The organism is Aeribacillus composti (assembly GCF_031760945.1).
GTDB classification, from domain to species: Bacteria; Bacillota; Bacilli; order Bacillales; family Aeribacillaceae; genus Aeribacillus; species Aeribacillus composti.
On sequence record NZ_CP134501.1, the window covers coordinates 1,850,906 to 1,873,687 of the forward strand.

Genomic DNA, 22,782 nt, shown 5'->3' on the forward strand with positions numbered 1-22,782 from the left:
GAAAAAGCAGACGAGCCGAAAACTATCGGAAAGTTGCGGAAATTAATGCATAAATAAGAAGATCCTGTAGAATAGTTCCCATTTAAGGAGGAGAAAGTCATGATTCAAGTAGATATGACAATAGACGCTAAAGGGTTGTCTTGTCCGATGCCGATTGTCAAAGCGAAAAAAGCGATTCATAAGTTGCAGCCTGGACAAGTACTGGAGGTACAAGCAACAGACAAAGGATCGAAAGCGGATATGAAAGCATGGGCAGAAAGCACTGGACATCACTATCTCGGTACAATTGAAGAAGAAGGGATATTAAAGCACTATATTCGTAGAGCAAGTGAGAGCGAGGCAAAGAATGAAGCGAAATTCCCCCATGTTATTCGCAATGAAGAATTAGCAGACAAAATAAATGATCCGTCAATTATCATTTTAGATGTCCGTGAACCGGCAGAGTTTGCATTTGGGCATATTCCTGGTGCCTTGTCAATTCCTCTTGGAGAATTGGAGGAACGAATCAAGGAACTCCCGCAAGATAAGACCATTTATGTCGTCTGCCGCACGGGAACGCGCAGTAGTTTGGCAGCCCAGAAATTAGCAGAAAAAGGGTTTTCAAACGTATGGAATATTGTCCCCGGTATGTCAGAATGGAATGGATCGCTTGAACAATGATTGAACAGTTGGTTATCAATATACAAATATATGATAAAGGTACAAAAAATCTTTAAACAACAAAAAACATTTTTATAGTATACATGCGAACTATTTTGCAATTGGAAAATGAAAGGCGAAATTTCTCAATATTGAATTGTTCCTTATTGTGAATTAATCGATGGTTGATTACATTGTGGGACGAAAATTCATTTATCGCCTTGGGCATCAAGCAATAGGCATACGATGATGAAAAAAAAGAACATGATCGATCATTTTCGAATTAAAAAGGATAATTCACTTACTAGCGGGGTGCATATACGCACCCCGATTTTAACAACAACATCAAAGGAGTAGTATATCAATGGAAATAACGTTCAATTTTATTATCGTAATGTTTCTTATTGGCTTTATCGGTTCCTTCCTTTCCGGTATGGTTGGGATTGGCGGTTCCATTATTAAATATCCGATGCTTCTTTACCTGCCCCCGCTTTTTGGGCTTGCCGAGTTCAGCGCCCATGAAGTATCGGGAATTAGTGCCGTCCAAGTATTTTTTACGACGATTGGCGGTGTTTTAGTCTATCGAAAAGGTGGATACTTAAATAAGTCGTTAATTTTTTATATGGGGAGCAGTATTTTAATTGGAAGTTTCATTGGCGGATACGTTTCTAGGATGATGAGTGAAGGAAGCATTAATCTTGTATACGGCATTTTAGCAGCATTTGCTGTTTTGATGATGTTCGTACCAAATAAAGGGATTGATGATATTCCATTGGGCATGGTGAGCTTCAATAAATGGCTGGCAGCTTCGCTTTCATTTTTGATCGGAATTGGATCAGGAATCGTCGGAGCGGCAGGAGCTTTTCTATTAGTGCCGATTATGCTTTCTGTTCTAAAAATTCCAATGAAAATGACGATTGCCTCCTCATTAGCGATCACGTTTATTTCCTCAATCGGATCGACATTTGCAAAAATCACAACGGGCCAAGTTGAATTCATTCCTGCAATAATTATGGTCATTGCAAGTTTGATTGCATCTCCTTTAGGTGCAAAAGCAGGACAAAAAATGAGCACAAAAGTACTCCGCGTAATTTTAGCTGTCTTAATTTTAGCGACGGCAGCGAAAATTTGGATCGATATTTTTTAAGCCGTCAGTGAAAAAACTTTCATGTGTGATTCGAAAAAACGAATCAAGATGTATAATAATTATGGCGTATCATTTATTGGTTTTAAAGTTAGGAAAACAAAGAGAGAATATTTGGAGTTCTTACTTGGATGATAAGGATGCTATAGTGATCAAGTGTATGATGAAAACAAACATGAACTATATGCAATGATTCGCCTGATCATGCAATTGTGTTCAGCGCGCTTTCACCACAATCTGAAACAATTTCGCTCTGCAAGTGTGTCTGAAAAGGATTTTGCCCGCATTCAATATAGCTGTCTTTCGCTTATAGAAGGAACAATGAATTTGTTTTTACGATCATCCGGATCAAAGATTCAACAGTTCATCTTTGATTGGCTGCTCTGAAAACATGTTTATAAGGTAGTGTTTGAACATGAAGCGCTGAGGAGGCTGATTGACTGTTCAAGAATCAAGTTGATTATAATTGTATGTAATTTTATTATCAGGGCTTTACAGAAAATAAAGCAGTTTATTGCTAAAAGACTTGGATTTTGCTTTTATGGTTGGGCTTCGTGTATTATTGAATTAATAATAAAATTATTACGTTTTAGGGGCTAATGATCACTGCCACGCTGTCAACAATCAGAGCTAGTCGTCAAGGTATTGTAGATTTGTTGGTTATATGCTAATCTATCCATGCAAGAGTGATCAACCTCCGTTTTAGGATTGTCGTTGTTTGTGTTTTTATTGTCTGTTAATGCAAATTTTATTCCGCTGTTGTTTTGAAATATAAGTATTGTCAATTGGAGGTAGCAATGGAACTTTTAGAAGTGTTTAAAGCCTTGTCAAATGAAACGAGGCTGCAAATCGTACAATGGCTCAAGAATCCGGAAGCTCACTTTCCCAAACCGCAGCACGGTGATATACACGAAGATGGAGTATGTGTGAGCGATATCCATAAAAAAGTTGGACTGTCACAATCTACTGTATCCCATTATTTATCGATGCTGCAAAATGCCGGATTAATAAAGGCAAAACGTGTTGGGCAATGGACTTATTATAAAAGGGATGAAGAGAACATCAAAAAATTGAATGAATTATTATCAAGGGATTTATAGGCCTAATTTTTTAATTGTTGCTTTTGGCTTGAATCCCTTTTTATTTTGTTTTATTATATTTATAGATTCAGATATCGAGAATTATCGATTTATAATTATTTATATCGATGATTCTAGATATTTAAATAAATAAAAAATATACTTCAACAAATTTTCGGGTTTTATGAAACCGCTTTTTTGTAATCGTTATCAATTTTTGAGCGGTTGAAATGCTTCTTCTTTGTCAAAAAGCGAAAGTATTGGAAGAAGGAGTTTTGCATATTGGTGACGACATCAGATTAGATCGTCGTTCGATAAAGTGGTATGAGAATTTCATGACAAGGATCAGTGATGTCAAACTGCTAGCATTTGAGGAGGTGAGGGCAGAAACACAAAAAATGATGCTTGTTCAAGCGAACAAAATTGAAATAGTGTCATTTGAGATCATGACAATATGAATCTGCTAGTTAAATGAAAACTATGAAAGGGAGCGAAGCAAAGATGTTGCGAGATATTGATTTACAATCTATCCAAGAAGTAAGAAATTACCTTGAGGAAGCGAAAACAGCTCAAAAAATAATGGCAAAGATGACTCAGAGCGAGATTGATCATATTGTTGAAAGCATGGTTAAAGCGGCAAGGGAAGAAGCTGAGCGATTGGCTGCTATGGCAGTAGAAGAGACTGGCTTCGGGAATGTTCCTGATAAAACAGTAAAAAATCTGTTCGCAGCGAATGATGTTTACAATTCTATCAAGGATGTGAAAACAGTCGGGATTATTCGTCGCGATGAAGAAAACCGCGTATGGGAAGTTGCTCAACCTGTAGGGATCGTTGCAGGAATTGTTCCATCTACAAATCCTACCTCAACAGTCATTTTTAAATCATTGATCGCAGTTAAAGCAGGAAATGCGATTATTTTCAGCCCTCACCCAGCTGCTGCAAAATGTACAACGGAAGCGGCAAGAATTATGCAAGAAGCAGCAGAGCGTGCCGGAGCACCAAAAGGTTTGATTTTTTGCATTACCCAACCAACATTGGCAGCAACAAACGAGCTGATGAAACATAAATTAACTGATGTCATCCTTGCCACAGGCGGTCCTGGATTGGTAAGAGCTGCTTACAGCTCCGGAAAACCAGCATACGGAGTAGGTCCTGGAAACGTACCTGTATACATTCATGAAAGTGCCAATATCGAAAAAGCTGTTGAACTTATTATTGAAAGCAAAACTTTTGACTATGGAACAATTTGTGCTTCTGAACAAGCTCTTTTAGTGGATGAGTCGATTAAAGAGAAAGTTGTTGCAGAGATGACAAAACAAGGAGCTTATTTCTTGAATGAAGAAGAAAAACGAAAAGTAGAATCCATCATTCTCGTAAACGGTGGACTGAATGCAAAAATTGTAGGAAAGTCACCTCAAGTGATTGGTGAAATGGCAGGTATTGAAGTTCCGTCCGAGGCGAAAGTGATCGTTGCAGAAGAAACAGGAGTTGGGAAAGAATATCCATTCTCAATTGAAAAACTATCTCCAACTCTAGCATTTTATACAGTGAAAGATATGCAAGCAGCAAGCGAGCTTGCCCAAAAACTTCTTGATGCAGGCGGTCTTGGTCACACAGTCGGAATTCACGCTGAGGATGAAAAAGTAATCGAAGCTTACACAATCGATAAACCAGCAGGACGTATCATTGTAAATGCCGGTACAACATTTGGCGCTATTGGCGCTACAGTGAACGTAAAACCGTCCTTGACTCTTGGCTGCGGTGCTATTGGCAACAACGTTACATCTGACAATGTCACAGTCAATCACTTGTTTAACATTAAACGTGTTGCATTTGGAGTCCGCCAAATGCCAAAAAAAGAGGAAAGTGCACAAAATGAACCTGCATTAACGAAATAACTTGACTGTCCATAAAAACTCTTTTGATAGATTAAAAGACTGTATCAAACATCTGACATGTTCTTTGATACAGCTAAAAAAATAAATTCGACACTCCGGAAGTGATAATGCGTTTACCCCCCTAAAAAAATTTAGTTGTAAGGACGATATTCAGTACAAAAATCCATGCAGGAGCATCTTTTCCTGCATGGATTTATTATTTACACACATCAACTAGTAAGCTCGTGCAGTTCACTGGATCTATTTTAAAAAGTTTTTTGTTAATTTGGAAATCGTAAAGTGGTAGCGGGAAAACTCCCAAAACAACACTAGACTATTGGTTGCGCTGCAAAAATAAAAAGCCAATCATTGCAATTAAAAGCATTTTATGATGTTTCGACAAGTTGTCAGAGAGCTCAACGATATCATTGTACACATCACGAAAAATATTCGTATATTCATGAGGGAAATATCCATTGTAGAAACGGGCCCACTGCCGACCTTCGGAATCTGTTAACGTAAAATCACCAGAAAAGGCCTTAACATTAACAGGGAGAATCAGCTTATCATCAGCATCACTCAGCTCACCTTTTATGTTGACTAGACTTTTCCAATCCTCTTGTACATATTCTCCCAGTTTTCGGCCATGTACATTCTTTACTGTTACAATCGACTTTTTCATTCCTTTTCTCTTAAAGGTAAACAGCACATTTCCTTTATTCGAAAAAACACCATAAGTAATCGGAAGCGCCATGATCAGTGAATCACGAAGCAGCAGGCTCATTGGATAAAAAATAAAAGGAATACGGATTGGCTTAATCGTTCCAACAAAATGGCCGCTTTTTTCAAACAGTAGGAGACGAGGAAAAAAACCAAGATCTTTTTTTAAAACTAGATGATCCAACTCAAGGAGGGAAGCTTTTGACTCATGAATTTGAATATCTTTCACCTTGTTATATTTAATCTGGTTTGAAACTCCGGTAAAAAACAAAAAAAGACCTACAATACCTATTGAAGAAAGATTTAACCAATTTTGTAAAGAATCCGGTCGATCGATGAAAAAAACAGAAATACCAATGAGCATAACTATAGAAGATAGAGCAAATGCTGCTTTCATTCTCCGTTTATACATAGTAGCAATCATCAAATCAACTCCAGTGAAACATAGGGAAGTCTTTCTGCCTCATCAACTATCAGTTTAGATTAGTAGTTTATTGTATTCAATATTTTTTACATCCTTTTAGTAAAAAAAATGGAGAAGACATCAAGATGAGGCGGCTTTGAATTGCTCGTGCTCACCAGCCTTAGCAATCCTAAGTTATTCATTAGCACAATATGCCAAATAGAGAACTGTATGATTGGGCACGTTTTTTTATTTATTTTCAAAGGTCAGAATAAAAGTTTAAATACAGGTTCTTTGAATAAAATGGAATAAATTTTTGCTTTGTGTATGGTATTTCCAGGAAATAGCACAGGGTTAAAAAAAGAAGTGAGGTTATCACTTTTTGAGGTGGTTGTAGGTTACATAATTTTTTTTCGTAACGTACGGATGGAAACGTCATGTTCGCCAATAATTTCGTAAACAGATTTGAAGCTTTCTTGGAGGTTTTTCATTTTTCTTCGTTTGTTTCCATTACAGCTTGTTTAATTGATTTTTGTTCCTGTTCAATCCGATTCAATCGCTCTTCAACATAATTTAAGCGTGTTTCTACTTGATCTAATCGCTCTCCTACTCGATCCAACCGATTTTCGACCCGATTCAATCGCTCTTCAACATGATTTAAGCGTGTTTCTACTTGATCTAATCGCTCTCCTACTCGATCCAACCGATTTTCGACCCGATTTAATCGATCATCTACCTGGTCCAATCGCGTCCCGATATAATCCAGTCGATCATGCACATTTTTAAGATCATTGTCAATAGACATCACTTTTTCTAAAATTAAGTCGAGTTTTTGTTCCATTTTTTGACTCCTTTTAAAAATCTCCTTTTTTCAATTTTATTCGAATGAAATGGTTCTGACAAGTACGGATTGGGTGCCTTGAATTGATTAAATGCAGTAAATGCCCGAGCATTAATAAAACATTTACATCTGAAAGACTATGTGACGATAAAGGGATTCATGCTCAAACAAGTCGGTGGAATATGTTGAAGATCATGCTTTCGCTTTATCATTCATTGTGTGTTCGAAATATTAAAGAATAAGATAATTGAGAATTAAGGTATTTTTATGGTGAACAATACAGAAGGATTAAATAGGCATAAAATTGCTTTTCAAAATCAGGAATCTAAATTTTTCATTATCATCGAAATAAACCCTTTGTGTTGGTTGATTTTTATTGTTCAAATTGTTCAAGCCAATTAAATATTCGTCTTCATGCTGTTTTACAAGTCTTATTTTAATACAAAAGAAAATAATCAAATGCTAAAGTATAGAAAAAATCAATAGGTGATCCGAGCTCTATAATTAAGATTTTGTTGAAATGCTGTCTATTTTGACAGAAGTAGGTTTTGTGAATATAGATAGCGATAAAAGCTAGAATTGTTAAAATAGTTACTACGAAAGCAGTTTTTTATCCTACGAACTCCCATTGGTTATTGAGAAGAAGAAAGGGGGGAATAGTTGCTGTAATCCATGCTTGAATAAACGCGCCCCACCCAGTAAAGATAGCAATGTTCTTTTTTTGTGCAAGCAGCAAGTAAAATAATGTCCACACAGAAGCCAAATAATACAGAATTTTATATCTTGCAGTTTAATAAAGTTTATATAGCTGTATCCTAAAGCAAGATTTGCTACCCGAGTACCACTGAAGAGTTAAAGTTTTTTAGATTCGAAATTCCTACATATACATATAAATAAGTTAAACCAAAAAGAAAAATGCCGGATGCGTTTAAGATCATCCATGAATCTCCTGTAGATGTAAAAATGAGATAAAATGGTGTCATAACTTGCATCGATCCAATAAATAAGTTAAACACTCTCGCACTTTTTTCATCGACTTTTCCCAATAGCATTAAACCATTGATAAATAATGCTGCACCAACAAACAGTAGACCGACTTTATCCATGCTCTTACCCTAAACAGTGAAATAATTATCACTTTTCTTGTGCTGTTTCAAAGAGGATGAGATTGCCGTCCTTAATTTTTGCAATAAATTTGGTTGGGTGATCTTGATGTAATCTCTTGCTGATTTTTGCAGCTAAAGGAACTTCTATATTTTTTCGAATAGTGCGTTTTAAAAATCTCGCGCCATATCGCTGATCAAATCCTTTTTTAATCAAAAATTTACGAGCAGATCCTTCGAGCTGAAGTGTGCAGTTGTATTTTTTTATTCTTCGGTTAATAGCTTGAATGTTGAGATCAAGAATATGTTCCAGCGCATCTTGTTTTAGCCACTGAAAGACAAAAATATCATCGAATCTGTTGATAAACTCAGGACTAAATCGTTTTTCTAATTGGGAAAAAACTATAGAGCGGAGAAAATCTTGTTCTGTTTTTCCAAAATTGGAAGGGCTTAAAAACCAAAGCAGTTTACGTAATCTATATTTTAAACTTTTATTTGCATAACTAATAATCTCTTTTGCCCCAATATTGCTTGTCATAAAGATCATGGCATTACGAAAATGAATAACCTTTTCTCCAGATGTCATAACGAGTATGCCGTTATCCATTACATTAAGCAGGGAATAAATCACTTGGTCATTTGCTTTCTCCAGTTCGTCAAAAAGAACAATTCCAGGTTTACTGTAGGATCCTTCAATTTTTTCCTTTTGAAATAAGGAGTTCCCCTCTTTGCTTCCTACATATCCTGGAGGTGCACCAGTTAGTGCCGCAGCATAGTGTTCCTGGGTTAGTGTATTCATGTCAATACGGCAAAAAGCCTCCGCATTTCCGTAAATAGCTTCACTAAGTACGCGAACGATTTCTGTTTTTCCAACCCCTGTAGGCCCAAGAAATAAGGCTACATACAAAGGGCGGTTTTCTTCTGTAATATCCGTCCAAATTATATTTAACATTTCTTCTATACCTTCTAACACTTCATCTTGTCCCCAAATTTTTGAACGTATGTGTTGAATTACTTCGTTGACTTCAAAACGAAATCGGGTCACTAAGGGAGAAGAAGAATTAAAAGTTTCTGAATGGTTATCAGATGATATAGAATTTTGCTGGCGATTCTCATTTAAATCCTTTAATTTAGATGTTATAAATGTCATAGCATCATCTCCTGATTAGCGATCAGGAGGTCAAGTCCTAGAACCTGACCTCTTCTTCTTATCAAGATCATTTTCCAGTTGTTTTCTCAATTTCTTCATGAGGGATTCCTTCTATCGGACATTCCACAGTTCCCACTGTAGAGCGTGTAATCTTTTCTACATTTTCACGAGCCTTCTCTGCATCAAGCACCCAGGTGCGGTAAAAATCAAATGGACACTCTGCTAAACCGCGGCTGTCATCTCCCGATTGAATTAAACCGGTATACCCACGGTGAAGCAGTTTAAATAAGTGGTTTTGTGATTGCGAATTTTTGCGGAAATCACGGATTTGCGAAATCGACAGTTCCGCGTATTGGATTCCGTTTTCTTCTGTTCCGCATTCCCCTAATGTACGGCCATCAAAACCAACAATAGCTGAATGGCCAAAGTAAGAATAGACGCCGTCGAATCCAGATGCATTCGCAACAGCTACATACGTATTATTTGCCCATGCCATAGCCTTTGCCATAATGATTTGCTGTTCTTTTGAAGGATACATATAGCCTTGGCATCTCACAATAAGTTCAGCGCCTTTCATGGCGCAATCACGCCAAATTTCCGGATAGTTCCCATCGTCGCAGACAATTAAGCTTATTTTTATTCCTTTTGGTCCTTCTACTACATAAGTTGTGTCTCCTGGATACCACGCTTCAATTGGACACCAAGGAATAATTTTTCGATATTTTTGTACAATTTCTCCTTTATTGTTCATTAAAATCAAGGTGTTATAAGGAGCTTTATTGGGATGATCTTCATGTCTTTCACCTGTTAAAGAAAATACCCCCCAAGTGTTAGCAGCACGACATGCTTGGGCAAATATTGCAGTCTCTTCTCCAGGAATGGAAGAGGCAGTATCGTACATTTCTTGTTCATCATACATAATTCCATGAGTGCTGTACTCTGGAAAAACGATTAAGTCCATACCAGGAAGTCCCTTTTTGATTCCTACAATCATGTCTGCTATTTTGCGACAGTTATCTAATACCTCATTCTTTGTGTGAAGACGAGGCATTTTGTAATTGACCACTGCTATACCAACTGTGTCATGGCTGCTTGAGATATCCCCATGTCTCATTTTTCATTACTCCTTTCTATAATTGAATGTAAAGCTGGAAACGTAGCCTATTGTTTTGTTTCCAGCTTTCTCGCTTATATTTACTGCAAGTAATATGCCAAATTTATAAATGCTTTATTTTTAGAATAGGAGGGAAAGGGAGGATTTCACTTTTGCGACATTATTGTTGATGAAATATTTGAAATGTTATGAATTTTATAATAAGATTAAAGTGAAATAGGCATGTTTAATTTTTATACATTGTCGCAAATTGATACAAAAGAGGGATTTATATGAATATTTGCATCGGCTTTTTATTTTCATTAACGGGCATCACTTCCTTGACAGAAATTGGCCAATATCGAGCAGCTGTGTATGCTCTTGAAAAATTCCAAATAGACAACAGTAAATCAAATATTACCTTTACCTTTGAAGCAAGAGACATTCGTTCCGATCCAATTGAAAGCTATAGACAAGCATTAGATATGGCGCGTTCAGGGATAAAAGTTTTTGTAGGATGCTATACGTCCGCATGTCGGAAAGCTATTTTACCTGTTCTTGAACAATACGATTGCCTTTTAATATATCCGGCGCTTTATGAAGGACAGGAGATTCATCCAAATGTTTTCTATGTTGGAGAAATTCCCAATCAACAAATCACTTCACTGCTTAAATTTACGATTGAACAATTTGGCAAAAAAGTTTACCTAATTGGAAAAGATTATGTTTACCCTAGATATACGAATCAACAAATTAGAGAGATGTTATATGAATTGGACGGGAAAGTGATTGGGGAAAAATATGTTCCATTAGGGCATAAAGAGTTCTCGACTTATTTGGAAGAGATTAAACATTCTTCTTCCAATGCAATATTGTCTACGCTTGTCGGGGAAAGTATATTACCTTTTTATAAAATGTATTATGAATTAGGATTCAATCCTGAGGAAATGCCTATTATCAGCCCAATTACAACAGAGCTGGAGATACAAGCAATGGGGCCAAAATATGCAGCTGGTCATTACAGTTGTTTTAGTTATTTCCAGTCATTAGATATTCCTGAAAACGATTTACTTGTAAAAGGCATGAAAGAAAAATATGGGTTGGATACTGTTATTTCCTCGGTTATGTGCAGTACTTACATAGGGGTTCAAATAGTATTAGACGCGATATGTCATTTAAAATCTACAGAAAGAAAAAAAATCACAAAATATTTATATGAGAAAGAGTTTTCATCACCGAGTGGAAAAATTAAAATAGAATCTAATCATCATTTGTCAAGAGAAATGAGGATTGGAAAAGCAAAGGAAAATGGACAGTTTGAGATAGTTTGGAGCTCGGAAAAACAAATTTTTGCTAGACCGCTTTTAACAAATACGCTTTTTGATTCTGTAGATGAAGAAGATATATGGAAAGGTTTAGTCGAAGAAATAGGGAAAGAGGTATCTGATGGAATTATCGCCGTTGACCAAAATGATAAGATACTATACGTAAATCCCCATGCTTTTGAAATAACGAAAGCTAAATCCGGTGATCTTTTCGATGAAGCGAACCTATTGGATATTGGTTATGAAGTAATGAAAAGGAAAATGAGAAAGCCGTACAACGCTTTTTTGATTTTTATAAAGAAAAGATCAGGACAAGCTATTCAGCAGTCAAATGAAAAATACCATTTTGGAAAAATAGCAACTTACAATCCGGCCTTTCAAAAAGAGCTCCGCATTGCTTCGATCTCCTCACAATTTGACGCCAATGTATTGATATTTGGGGAAACAGGAACTGGTAAAGAAGTTTTGGCAAGAACGATTCATGAGCAAAGCCCTCGCCGAAATGGACCGTTTATTGCTTTGAATGCCGGTGCTATTCCAAGAGAACTGATTGCCAGTGAGTTATTTGGATATGTGGAAGGAGCATTTACTGGTTCAAAAAAGGGTGGAAGCGTTGGGAAGTTTGAAGCTGCCAACGGGGGCACATTGTTTCTTGATGAAATTGGAGAGATGCCATTAGAATTGCAAGTAAGCCTTCTTAGAGTGTTGGAGGAGCGAAAAGTTGTTCGCATAGGTGACTATAAAGAACGTCCAGTTAATGTAAGGGTCATTGCTGCAACAAACCGCAATCTAAAAGAGGAGATTGCTTACCAAGGTTCTTTCCGTTCCGACCTGTATTATCGATTAAATGTATTTACTATTCAGATTCCTCCGCTTAGACACCGATTAGAAGATATCCCTTATTTATCTGCACAATTTTTGCACCAGTTTCATCAGTATTATGGAAAAGGACCACTAGAGTTATGCGATTCCGCATTGCAAATGCTTCAGTCCTATTATTGGCCAGGAAACATTCGTGAACTGAAAAACGTGATGGAAAGGGCATTTCTTTTAGCAATTCATGAGACGAAAATCTGTCCTATGCACTTGCCTGAAGACTTCCAAAGCTCCAGTACAATAAAACAATCTCATGTAGTTGGCAATCTAAAGTCTTTGGAAAAACAAATGATCGAGCAAGTTCTCCAAGAAACAAAAAATATGACGGAAGCTGCGAAAATACTTGGTGTAACTCGTAGCACATTATACCGAAAAATGAATAAATGGAACATCCGCAAAAAACATTTTAAAAACAGTAGTAATTGATTTTTGTCAGCTGTTGTCAGAAAATAGAGAGCCTGTAATATTTTACACGGCTCTCTTTCAATTTCAATGTAAAAACTCTATTTTAGTTTTTGCATTCTCCTTACATTCCTCTTTAACAACAAGCGATCTCTACATTTTTCATCAAAAATATTACCAAAAGGACGATCAAAAGCCTCAATTTGAAAATGGACTTAATGGTTTAAGTATTATGATAATAAATTGTATACATATGAGTGGGGTGCTATCATTTATTAGTAAATAAGCAGTCTGTAACGCAGCTTGTTTGTTGTAATCTTATAAAGGTTCGAATATGACAACCGATAAATTAAAACCGAAAATTCATTGAATTTTGATATATCAATTGTAAAATTAAACGAAAATATATTTTTTTCTAATGGTGGTTCTTATCTTTTTTTAATGAAAGTTTAATAGCTTTTTTACTGTATATCTTATTGAATCTATCTTATATGATGGATGTAGCAACATTTCTTATATTCCCTGTTGATTGCTCATGGACCAAATGTTTAAAGTTAAAAGTAACACTGGTATACGAAGCAACGGGCTGGGAAAAAGATATCTTAAGATTCAAAATCTATATCGATTCACTTCCCATGAATACGGAAATGAAAAACATTCATAAAAAGAGAAATTTGACATTCTTTAAAGGGGGGCGCTCCGTGTACTTCAGTATCAAATATAAATATATCGTACTTTATTTCATTCTCACCATTTTTCCCCTCGTTATATGTGATCTATTAATTTATCAAATTTGGACAACAAAATTTTACAACAATACTGTTGAGTCTCAGACGAACCTAAAAAAAGTTGCTTTTTCGTACCTATTAATGTATCGTTTTAAATGACTAGTAAAAAACATACATAGAAAGGGGAAAAAGCAACTTTTTTTATTGTCATAGTTTGTGAAAACTAAGTTGTTTTTATGTGTTATAACATGGAAAAGTATACTGAGAAAAAACAAAGAAATCAAGTGTTTCAGAAATTTATTAAACGTCACATTGGAGAGAATCAAATGGATTTAGTTGAAGATTGTAATACATTTCTGTCTTTTGTAGCTGATAAAACTTTAGAAAAACAGAAATTATATAAAGCTAATTCTTGTAAAAATCGATTTTGTCCTGTCTGTGCTTGGAGAAAAGCTAGAAAAGACGCGTTGGGTTTATCTTTGATGATGCAATATATTAAGCAGAAAGAGAAAAAGGAATTTATTTTTTTAACGCTTACGACACCTAATGTACAAAATGAACAGTTGGAAGATGAGATAAAACATTATAATAAATCTTTTAAAAAAATGGTTGAACGTAAAAAAGTTAAATCAATTATTAAAGGTTATGTTCGTAAGTTAGAGATTACATATAATAAAAAAAGAGATGATTATAATCCTCATTTTCATGTGTTAATTGCAGTAAATAAATCGTATTTCACAGATAAGAGATATTATATTAGCCAACAAGAATGGTTAGATTTATGGCGTGATGTAACGGGCATTTCAGAAATCACACAAGTTCAAGTTCAAAAAATAAGACAAAATAACAATAAAGAGTTATATGAAATGGCTAAGTATTCTGGTAAAGATAGTGATTATTTAATAAATCAAAAAGTATTTGATGCATTCTATAAATCACTTAAAGGTAAACAGGTATTAGTTTATTCAGGATTATTTAAAGAGGCTAAAAAGAAATTAAAAAATGGGGATTTAGATTATTTAAAAGAAATTGATCCAACCGAATATATCTATCAAATTTTTTATATTTGGAAACAAAAAGAGTATTTAGCTAGTGAACTTTATGTAATGCACCCCTTTGTCAAGACACAAATTGATAATATTTAAGTTATCCATTCTCTCCTTTCGCTATGAATGTGGTGCGTGTGCAAAAAAGCTTAACATGGAGCCTCTACGGGCACGATTTTTTGCGCTGGAGCGATGGACAGATAACATCGCATGGCTAAAACAGCCTATCATGCCCGTCTCTCCATATAAAGCCTCTCATCACGTTCGATGGTTAGGATGCTTGAGCCATCTTAGGTTGCTTGTACACTGTTGCTGGCGTCAAATAGTCCAAGGATTGGTGAGGTCGGTCTGTATTATAGAACGTAACATAGCGTCGAATGCCTTTTCGCAACTCTTTAGGATTCTCGAATTCATTGAGATAGATACATTCATACTTTAAAGCTCTAAAGAAGCGTTCCGTACGACTATTGTCTGTTGCTCGTCCTTTGCCATCCATTGATACCTGGATGCCATACTCTTTCAACAGCCCGAGATAGTCAGCGTTTGTAAAATGGCTGCCCTGGTCACTATTGATGATGGCCGGCTTACCATGACGCAATGCCCGCTTCAGACAGTCGATGACAAATCCTTTCTCCAGCGTACTAGATAACTCGTAATCGATCACTTTGCGGCTGAACCAGTCGATGATGGTAAACAGGTACATAAAGCCCCGTCCCATACGAAGGTAGGTGATATCCACTCCCCATACATGGTTCGGACGGGTGATCTCCCATCCACGGAGCAGGTAAGGCCGGCAGTACTTGGCATGTAGCCTCTTACTAAGGTTGGGTTTTGGGTAAATAGCTTGTATACCCATAAGGCGCATGAGACGGCGTACGCGTTTATGATTCACATCAAATCCTTTCTCACGAAGTTTCGCAGTCATGCGCCTGTAGCCAAAGTAGGGATGAGCTGTATAAAGCATATCCATTTCGTGCATGAGCATGATGTTTTCTGAGCTTTCTGTTTGCCCCTTTGATTGGCGATACACGCTAGTACGATGAATACCTAATAACTGTGCCTGACGCTTGATGCTGATCGATGGGTGATTGAATTCGACCATAGCCTTTCGTTCGTCAACAGACTTATTTGAGCCCAGATTTTTTTTTCAGCCAGTCAACTTCAACCGTTAACTGACCTACCAATTTCTCTAAATTTTCTTGTTTGGCCTCATATTCTTTACGGATTTTATCCACTTCGCTTGAGCCTTTTTCAAAGACCATCGAGGATCGTTCTAGAAATTCTGCTTTCCAACGACTGACCATGACTGGGCTTAATTCATATTTGGCGGCTATTTCATTGACGGTTTGCTCTTCACGCAACACCTCAAGAACCACCTTAGCTTTAAATTCTGCGGTATATCGGTTTCTTTTTTTCATGGTATCATTATAACTTATTTATCACGCTCATGTGTCTCACCTTATGGGAGCATTATATTATGACTTAACAGAACAAGAAAAAAGAGAAATTAATCACAAAATGATAGACGAAATCGAGGAAGAACAATAACAAGATATAAGTGCTAACAGCTGACCTCCCGATAACACCATGTAGTTATTGGGAGGTCAGCTGTTGAATTATGCACGAGTATTTTAAAAGTTATTGTGATGACGACGATAAACGATTATCAAAAGTATAATGTTAAAATGCTTTATTATACTAACGTTATATAAACAATATACTTTCGTTATACAAATTTTAACCCTGTTAGGAACTATAAAAAATCATGAAAATTTTAATTTGCATGTAACTGGGCAGTGTCTTAAAAAATGATACTGGATTTTTTAAAAATTGATATCTGGATTATCTGCAAAATAAGAATCATAAATTTTAAGAAATTCAAAATCGATATCTGATATGTTTTGGTCTTTCATGATTTTAATTGTTTTTTGAATTCTTTGGTCGTTAGGGATATTACATAGCTCAGCAATTTCGTTTGATGTTTTATCAAATACAGAAAAAGTGAATACAAAGTTTATCGTCATAAAAACACCTCTTATTTGGCTCATATTTACGTTTTAAGAAACAAATATAATTATATAGGTAATAAACTATATATCTTTAAAGTTTGCTTTAAATAGCCTTTTAAAATGTAAAATAAGGCTATTAGATTATCACACGTAAATTTTGGTTTTAGCACGATACCATTTTTGGTATGTAAGTGCGCTCTTGGATGTTGAAATTTATTTATGTCGGGTCTACTAGGTCTACTGAGTAGACAAAGCAAATAAACGCATTTATGCCGAGAAAATTTATTGATGTTGAGAAGAACCCTTAACTAAACTTGTAGACGAATGTCGGCATAGCGTGAGCTATTAAGCCGACCATTCGACAAGTTTTGGGATTGTTAAGGGTTCCGAGGCTCAACGTCAATAAAGCAATTGGAATAAAGCATCATTTATATTTTTTGCTTAATATATCAGTACCAATAGCTCCAATAATCATTAAAAGTAGCGGTAGGAATGAATAAATTATGGATCCTGATAAGAAACCAATTTCGTTGCCAGTTACTTTAGTAATTATAAATACAATTATTTTTGCAATTATGAATATCAAACCTATGAAAGTTAAAATATCGAAGAAAGATTTCCATTTTGGGTATTTTAACTTTTTACTGTCTTGAATTATTTTATTTTTCAAGTAATCATCTCCTTTTAAAAGCTCATCTACTGTGACGTTGAATATTTAACTTATTTTTAGGAGCGTTTCAATATTTGGATATCCTTTCTCATTTTCCCATTTCGAAATTGATTGTCGGCTTATGTTTAATTGTTCTGCTAATTCTTCTTGTGATAAATGGGCTTCTATTCTTTTCTTTTTTAGTATTTTATGAAAATCCATTGTTATTACACTCCTTGTTAAAATATTTTAAAAATGTTTTAAGTATTTTTAAAGAATCTTATAGTTGCAGTATGTAACCGTAAAGTAGCATTAAGGTGATTTAAATATATTACTAACTGTAGTTGAGCAATTTTCATTACAATAATTACCATGTAAAAAGAGACAAACGGAGTACCCCTTATGCCACATGAAGCTGTTTTTTAACGACATCAATGGGAATATCTTGTTTCGCTGCATCGTAAATAAACTCCACGAGGCTATGTCCTTTCTTCTTTCGAAGGAAGTCAAGCCCGGTAGAGAAATCGCTGTTGGATTCGACCATACTGTACACATAAGCGAGTTGCACCAAGATCCAATACCGTTTCACCGCCCGACGTTGACGAACGCGGTACCCATCGAGCTTCAGCTGGTCTTTCGCTTGTCGAAAAAAGCATTCGATCGACCAACGCTGGGCATAGTAGCGCAAGATCTCTTCATCGCTTAGCTCCCGGTCGGTGCTCAAGACGCAGTGAAGATGTTCGGGTGTCATCGGCTGATCGGCTTTCCAAGCCAACAACACAACGGCATCATCGAGACCTTTCAGCGCTCCCTCGTAGCGATACACGCGATAACGCTCTTCTCCCACCGTGACGAGATGGGTGTCGTTCGGTTCGATATAGCGGGCAAACTGTTTGGCTTGGATGGCGATGCCTTTTGGATAAAGAACCCGATTCGTCTTGAGCATCGCAATGACGTGGAATCCTTTTTTCAGGCAGGCTTCCACGAGTGTTTTCGATGGGTACCAAGAATCCATCAGCACATAAACAGAACCGTGCACATCCAAAGAAGAAAGCATCTCGATGGCCCATTGACCCTTGCTTTTCCCATCCGCCTTGTCGTAGAGGCGAAACGCAAAGGGAAAGGCTTGCGTCATCGTATGAACCATGAGCCAGACGAGAGAGTGTCCCCAAATCGACTTTTTGTCCGCGTGAGAATAATGCCAATTACACCCTTCAATAGCGTGTTTCGCCTGTGACGAAGGCTTCGTTTTTCGGCAGATCGTATCATCGATCGAAACAAAAATGGGGTGATTCTTTCGCTTGGCCGTTCGTTCCACATGACGAAGCATCCACTGCTGGAGTTTGCGAAGCAAGATTTCTTCATCCCAAGGGCTTTTCGTGAAAAAATGGCTCAGTGTCGTTCGATGGTTGGGATGAAAGCTCTCATGATGCAGATCGGTCAAGGTTCCCACAAATCCTTTCGTTGTCAGCGCATCGATAATATGAACGAGATGCTTCATGACCGGCTTAGAGAAATAAAGGGCCAGCCCCAACATTGCGAAAAACTTGTCGATTCCTTGGTGATGTGGTAGTCTATTCATGAGACATGAACCTCCTTGAGAATGGTTTGGTGACACATCTATTCTAATCAAGGAATCGGGTTCATGTCTCCTTTTTTGTTCGGATGTAAATTTATGTTAGTGAATTTGCTCATCTACAGTTACTAAATAAAGATATAAATAAAACCCTTATTGCTTACAAAATCATTTCCACTCATTTTGGACATAGATGTGCCTTTTCTTTTATATTCATCGTAACATGCTCCAGAAATTTTAACGTAGATCACATTAAACCTTTTAAAATCAACATTTGAATGGTCTTAAATGGAAATTTAAAAAATGTTTGGAATAATATGTTATTTTAATTCCAAAAAAACTCTTTTTTTCCAATCCTATGTTTATTTGTCAGAGAAGAGAGCTGCTCATACTTCAAAAAAATATTTGTACCTTTTTCTGTTTTTTTGTCGGAATTTTCTATTTATCATCTTGATTTCTCCTCCTCATTTCGCTTTAATAAAAATGTATCCATCATTTTCCTGAAACATTTTTTGAAACATATGTAAAATAATACCTTAATTTGAAAGTTACCTGAATCCGTGATGAATTGAAATCGACTTTGATTTTGTTGTAATTTTGATGGATTGATAATCCATAAAACCCTTTTTATGCTTATGACCTATGTCATCTCTATTTCCGAAAATGGAACAAATCTCTTTTTTAGGTATACGAACCAAAAAAATAGACAAAAAAGCACAGGGAGTGACGTTGGACATCAGTGCCCGAACATTCGTTCGTTATCTTGCCTCTCTCCATTTCTGATAGACGTTCAGTAGGGGCTCGCTATAGCCACTCCTTCGCGTCAGTTTCATCCAGATCTGTCGTGATCGACGGACGAGTCGCCCTGCCATCGTGATCACCGTCTGAATAATCGTCTTGATGCGGCGGCGTTTCACTTTGTGGTGCAACGGATGTCTCGGATCGCTTAATAGATCTTGTCCAATCAGACGAAGAAGATTGTAAACGAAGGCTCCCATGACCAACACGAGCGCATTCGTTTTCATCTTCCCAGATGGAAGCCGCTCTAAATCTAAGTCGCTCTTCAGTTCGCTATGAAACTGTTCGCATGTCGCATGGTCATGATACAACGCGAGCACATCGCTCATTCGAACATGCTCGTATCCTTTGAGCCGCACCCAATAGCTTTCCACTTCATAATCAGGAACGAGCATCAGCTGTCCATTGCGTTCCATCGTCCGTTCCGTCACTTGGGTGACTTGAACGTACGTATACGTGTTTCCATCGATCGCTGCCTTCTGTGGAAGGCATAGCTCATAGGTTTGTACTCCTTCGCTTTGTCCATCATCGACACGTTTGCCCTTTTGCGAAGCGATCTGGAACCAAAGCGCTGTCGATTCTCGGCGTAAGTTTCGCTTGATGACAAAGTCCACGTCTTCCTTTAGGCATACGTGCACATTCGCTTCTGCATCGTTTCCTGCATCCATGCGAACAAGCAGACGAGATGAAGTCAATTGACGAGCTCGACGGATAGCGGTGACTAAAAACGAGGGCATGTTGTCTTGCACATGTTGTTTCCTTGGACGCAACTCGGCATGAACGAGATACCCTTCCTTCCCTGCATACGCAAACAACGGTGTAAAACCGTCAAATCCTTTATACGTTCGACTGACTCCTTCTTTTTTCGTATCGGAGTTGTCAAATGGGGAACCATCTATATCAAGGGGAAGCCATGTCGTCTTTCCTTTGGTCCAACAAGGGGACAAAGTGGCATGTCGTTGAATCAACAGACGTATGGACTCCTCCCAAAGAATCGTTTCGGTCATCGGAAGACAAGCGAGCTGATCGAGTCGTTGTCGCAAGGTTGGAGAGGAAGGCACGTGCTGAATCCCCATCGATGCCGAAAAGATATCGTCCTGACGATACGCTTCGATATGATCGAAATCCGTTTTTCCTGTGGCAAGCAAGCCAATCATCGAGCGAATGACATCGCTATGGGAAATGTGCACTTCTCGACGAACCGTTGGAAGCCGAAGTGCGTTTACCCGTTTATCCAGTTTCGTTCGATGGAGTAAGTAGCCAACGAGAGCAAGCCCAGCACTTGGGGTAATCGCTTCATCTGTCAATACAAACCGAATCGGGAAATCTTTCATCACATCACCTACTTGATGAAGAATCGTCAACGTCGTTTTCCCTTATCGTATCAACGGTTTGCGACCATTGTAAAGATGTTTTGTCACGGATTCAGGAAAGTTATTTAAAAAATCTAAATAAATGTCCGTTTATTAAAAACGAAAGCGAGGGGAGATCGTGCAGTTGAACGATAGGCAATCGGTCAAATTGTAACCGCTTTACTGATATAAAGTGAGAAAATTCAGAATTATCGAAAAAGGAATTGGATACGGCAAGATGAGCCGTTGGATTTATTTTTCACTGATGATAATAAATAAAAAACTAGATATGAGATTTAAATTTTCCTAAAAAACAAACCTACAGCCGTTTTTTTACATTTGTCGATTTAAAACATACTAACATTAGTAGTACAGACCTAGGCCAAGGTTTGTGCTACTATTTTTTTATAGTAGAAGTGAAGGAAGGTCGAACATCCCCTGGGACCAAATAGAGTCCGTATTAAAAACAGACCAACTTCACATCCTTATTTGAATCAGTTTAGTATGTTGGGTCCGAAGAGACCGTGTATAAGAAAATGGAATCAATAAGGCAATGTGAAGAACTTCTATGTTTGGCTAAAAAGGAGAGGCAGAAAATATGAAACACGTAGTGGCATTTGATGTCAGTATGGGGAAAAGTACAATGGTCATTTATGACCGTTATCGTCAATGCGAATATGAGGGTGAAATAACCCATAACCGCTACTCTTTCGAGAAATTAAACGAAACCCTTATATCTTTAACACAAAAAGATGCACAGGCACCTGATATTGTCTTTGAAGCAACAGGCGTATATTCAAAACCACTAGAACGATTCTTAGGTGATCAAGGTTATATGTATTATCGAGTTAACCCACTCGAAGCGAATATTCAAATGGCTTCAATGAGGAGACAAAAAACAGATAAAAGCGACGCTCATGAACTTGCGAAAACTCACTTTAGAGTTGAACGTGAACAAACTTATCAAGAAGGGGAATATTATAAACAAATGCGTGCAATGACGAGATATTATGATGAATTAAGTAGTGAAATGACGCATTTATATAGTCGTTTACATGCGATTCTACAATTGAGTTTTCCCGAGTTAGAAAAGCTATTCAGTAAACGTTCTGCTTTATTTTTGAATGTCGTTCAATTATACCCTCATCCGGATCATGTGTTAGTTTGTTCAAAAACAGTGATTCGTAATCGTTTAAAAGCCAACACAAGAAAAAACTTATCATTGGCACGTGCTGAAGAAAAAGGGATCGCTTTAATCGAAGCAGCAAAAGAAGCGTATCCAGCAATTTCAAAAGATGATATTCGCTGTGAACAAGTGCGGGATTATGCCAAACGGATTGCAGACTTGAAGGAGAAAAGAGATCAACTTGTCCAAAAGATGGTTAAATTATCGAAAGATAAACAAGAGTATCAGATTTTAATTTCATTTCCAGGAATCGGAGAAACGACTGCAGTTCGTTTAATTGGAGAATTAGGAGATATTCGACGATTCAAAAACCATAAACAACTGAATGCTTACGTCGGTATTGATATTATGAGATATCAATCTGGGAATACCTTTTATAAAGACAAGATTAATAAAAGAGGAAATAACAAACTTAGAAAGATTCTATTTTACATGATCCAGACCATGATCCAACTACGGAAAAACACACAAAATCATATTGTAGATTATTATGATAAATTAAAAACGCAACCCCAGAGGAAACCTCATAAAGTTGCGTCCATAGCATGCGTGAATAAGTTCTTGAAATCGGCTTATCACCTTATCACACATAATCTGAAATACGATTACGAAAAGGCAACAATGCATCAGTAATCGTAAGTAAGATTATATCACAAAGACCTGACGAAAAAAATGGAAATCGTGAGGTCTATTTGTCATGCGAAAATTTATTTTGGAAGGAAGGGGTCCCCCTTCCTTCCAAAATAAAATCTATATTAACCAAATTATTTAATAAAAAATACTTG

19 protein-coding genes are annotated in these 22,782 nt (G+C 36.9%); 7 read left to right on the forward strand and 12 right to left on the reverse strand.

Annotated features, from left to right (window positions below):
• Nucleotides 1–99: 99 nt before the first annotated feature.
• The 4 genes from RI196_RS08990 (at nt 100) to RI196_RS09005 (ending at nt 4,761) form a co-directional block, all read left to right on the forward strand.
• The gene (locus RI196_RS08990; protein ID WP_130156591.1) at nt 100–660 is read left to right on the forward strand and encodes a sulfurtransferase TusA family protein; all 561 of its coding nucleotides are present in this window, start codon (nt 100–102) and stop codon (nt 658–660) included.
• A gap of 343 nt (nt 661–1,003) precedes the next feature.
• A complete protein-coding gene (locus tag RI196_RS08995; protein WP_311067282.1) occupies nt 1,004–1,786 on the forward strand; it encodes a sulfite exporter TauE/SafE family protein in 783 nt (260 codons plus the stop codon).
• A gap of 794 nt (nt 1,787–2,580) precedes the next feature.
• Nucleotides 2,581–2,883 carry an ArsR/SmtB family transcription factor gene (locus RI196_RS09000; RefSeq protein WP_063389511.1) on the forward strand — a complete coding sequence of 101 codons (303 nt, stop codon included), beginning with the start codon at nt 2,581–2,583 and terminating at the stop codon, nt 2,881–2,883.
• 480 nt (nt 2,884–3,363) lie between these two features.
• A complete protein-coding gene (locus RI196_RS09005; protein ID WP_311067283.1) occupies nt 3,364–4,761 on the forward strand; it encodes an acetaldehyde dehydrogenase (acetylating) in 1,398 nt (465 codons plus the stop codon).
• Nucleotides 4,762–5,074: 313 nt separating this feature from the next.
• On the opposite strand, the gene RI196_RS09010 is transcribed toward RI196_RS09005, so the two are convergent.
• The 6 genes from RI196_RS09010 to RI196_RS09035 all read right to left on the reverse strand — a co-directional run bounded on the left by RI196_RS09010 (nt 5,075) and on the right by RI196_RS09035 (nt 10,071).
• Nucleotides 5,075–5,884: a hypothetical protein gene (locus tag RI196_RS09010; protein WP_311067284.1), complete on the reverse strand. Its 810-nt coding sequence runs from the start codon at nt 5,882–5,884 to the stop codon at nt 5,075–5,077.
• A gap of 466 nt (nt 5,885–6,350) precedes the next feature.
• Entirely contained in the window at nt 6,351–6,704 is a 354-nt protein-coding gene (locus tag RI196_RS09015) for a hypothetical protein (protein ID WP_311067285.1), read from the reverse strand.
• A gap of 610 nt (nt 6,705–7,314) precedes the next feature.
• On the reverse strand, nt 7,315–7,458 hold the full coding sequence (locus RI196_RS09020) for an AmiS/UreI family transporter (protein WP_268753493.1): 144 nt from the start codon (nt 7,456–7,458) through the stop codon (nt 7,315–7,317).
• Nucleotides 7,459–7,534: 76 nt separating this feature from the next.
• The gene (locus RI196_RS09025) at nt 7,535–7,810 is read right to left on the reverse strand and encodes an AmiS/UreI family transporter (protein WP_311067286.1); all 276 of its coding nucleotides are present in this window, start codon (nt 7,808–7,810) and stop codon (nt 7,535–7,537) included.
• Between the two features lie 28 nt (nt 7,811–7,838).
• A complete protein-coding gene (locus RI196_RS09030; RefSeq protein ID WP_311067287.1) occupies nt 7,839–8,957 on the reverse strand; it encodes an AAA family ATPase in 1,119 nt (372 codons plus the stop codon).
• A 67-nt stretch (nt 8,958–9,024) separates the two neighbouring features.
• The gene (locus RI196_RS09035) at nt 9,025–10,071 is read right to left on the reverse strand and encodes an aliphatic amidase (protein WP_063389505.1); all 1,047 of its coding nucleotides are present in this window, start codon (nt 10,069–10,071) and stop codon (nt 9,025–9,027) included.
• A 272-nt stretch (nt 10,072–10,343) separates the two neighbouring features.
• On the opposite strand from RI196_RS09035, the gene RI196_RS09040 reads away from it, so the two are divergent.
• Together RI196_RS09040 and RI196_RS09045 are read left to right on the forward strand one after the other, a co-directional pair.
• Complete coding sequence (locus RI196_RS09040; RefSeq protein ID WP_311067288.1) at nt 10,344–12,677, forward strand: transporter substrate-binding protein; 2,334 nt, start codon at nt 10,344–10,346, stop codon at nt 12,675–12,677.
• Between the two features lie 952 nt (nt 12,678–13,629).
• Nucleotides 13,630–14,526: a protein rep gene (locus RI196_RS09045; protein ID WP_311067289.1), complete on the forward strand. Its 897-nt coding sequence runs from the start codon at nt 13,630–13,632 to the stop codon at nt 14,524–14,526.
• Between the two features lie 172 nt (nt 14,527–14,698).
• Here the strand turns inward: RI196_RS09045 and RI196_RS09050 are convergent.
• From RI196_RS09050 to RI196_RS09075, 6 genes are all read right to left on the reverse strand, one after another.
• Nucleotides 14,699–15,845, reverse strand: a protein-coding gene (locus tag RI196_RS09050) for an IS3 family transposase (protein WP_445206650.1) whose coding sequence is annotated in 2 segments (ribosomal slippage) — nt 14,699–15,575 and nt 15,574–15,845 — 1,149 coding nt in all. Because the reading frame shifts where the segments join, the coding sequence is not laid out codon by codon here.
• Nucleotides 15,846–16,250: 405 nt separating this feature from the next.
• Nucleotides 16,251–16,451, reverse strand: coding sequence for a hypothetical protein (locus tag RI196_RS09055; RefSeq protein WP_066247196.1), 201 nt, complete (start codon nt 16,449–16,451; stop codon nt 16,251–16,253).
• A 409-nt stretch (nt 16,452–16,860) separates the two neighbouring features.
• Nucleotides 16,861–17,106 (reverse strand): hypothetical protein, encoded by a 246-nt coding sequence (locus RI196_RS09060; RefSeq protein WP_237282932.1) that lies wholly within the window; start codon nt 17,104–17,106, stop codon nt 16,861–16,863.
• Nucleotides 17,107–17,151: 45 nt separating this feature from the next.
• Nucleotides 17,152–17,307, reverse strand: a complete 156-nt coding sequence (locus tag RI196_RS09065) for a helix-turn-helix transcriptional regulator (RefSeq protein WP_261308713.1) — start codon at nt 17,305–17,307, stop codon at nt 17,152–17,154.
• 178 nt (nt 17,308–17,485) lie between these two features.
• Nucleotides 17,486–18,667, reverse strand: coding sequence for an IS701 family transposase (locus RI196_RS09070; RefSeq protein WP_063388773.1), 1,182 nt, complete (start codon nt 18,665–18,667; stop codon nt 17,486–17,488).
• Between the two features lie 752 nt (nt 18,668–19,419).
• Nucleotides 19,420–20,793: an IS1380 family transposase gene (locus RI196_RS09075; RefSeq protein ID WP_311067340.1), complete on the reverse strand. Its 1,374-nt coding sequence runs from the start codon at nt 20,791–20,793 to the stop codon at nt 19,420–19,422.
• A gap of 616 nt (nt 20,794–21,409) precedes the next feature.
• On the opposite strand from RI196_RS09075, the gene RI196_RS09080 reads away from it, so the two are divergent.
• On the forward strand, nt 21,410–22,630 hold the full coding sequence (locus RI196_RS09080) for an IS110 family RNA-guided transposase (RefSeq protein ID WP_063388609.1): 1,221 nt from the start codon (nt 21,410–21,412) through the stop codon (nt 22,628–22,630).
• Nucleotides 22,631–22,782 lie beyond the last annotated feature (152 nt).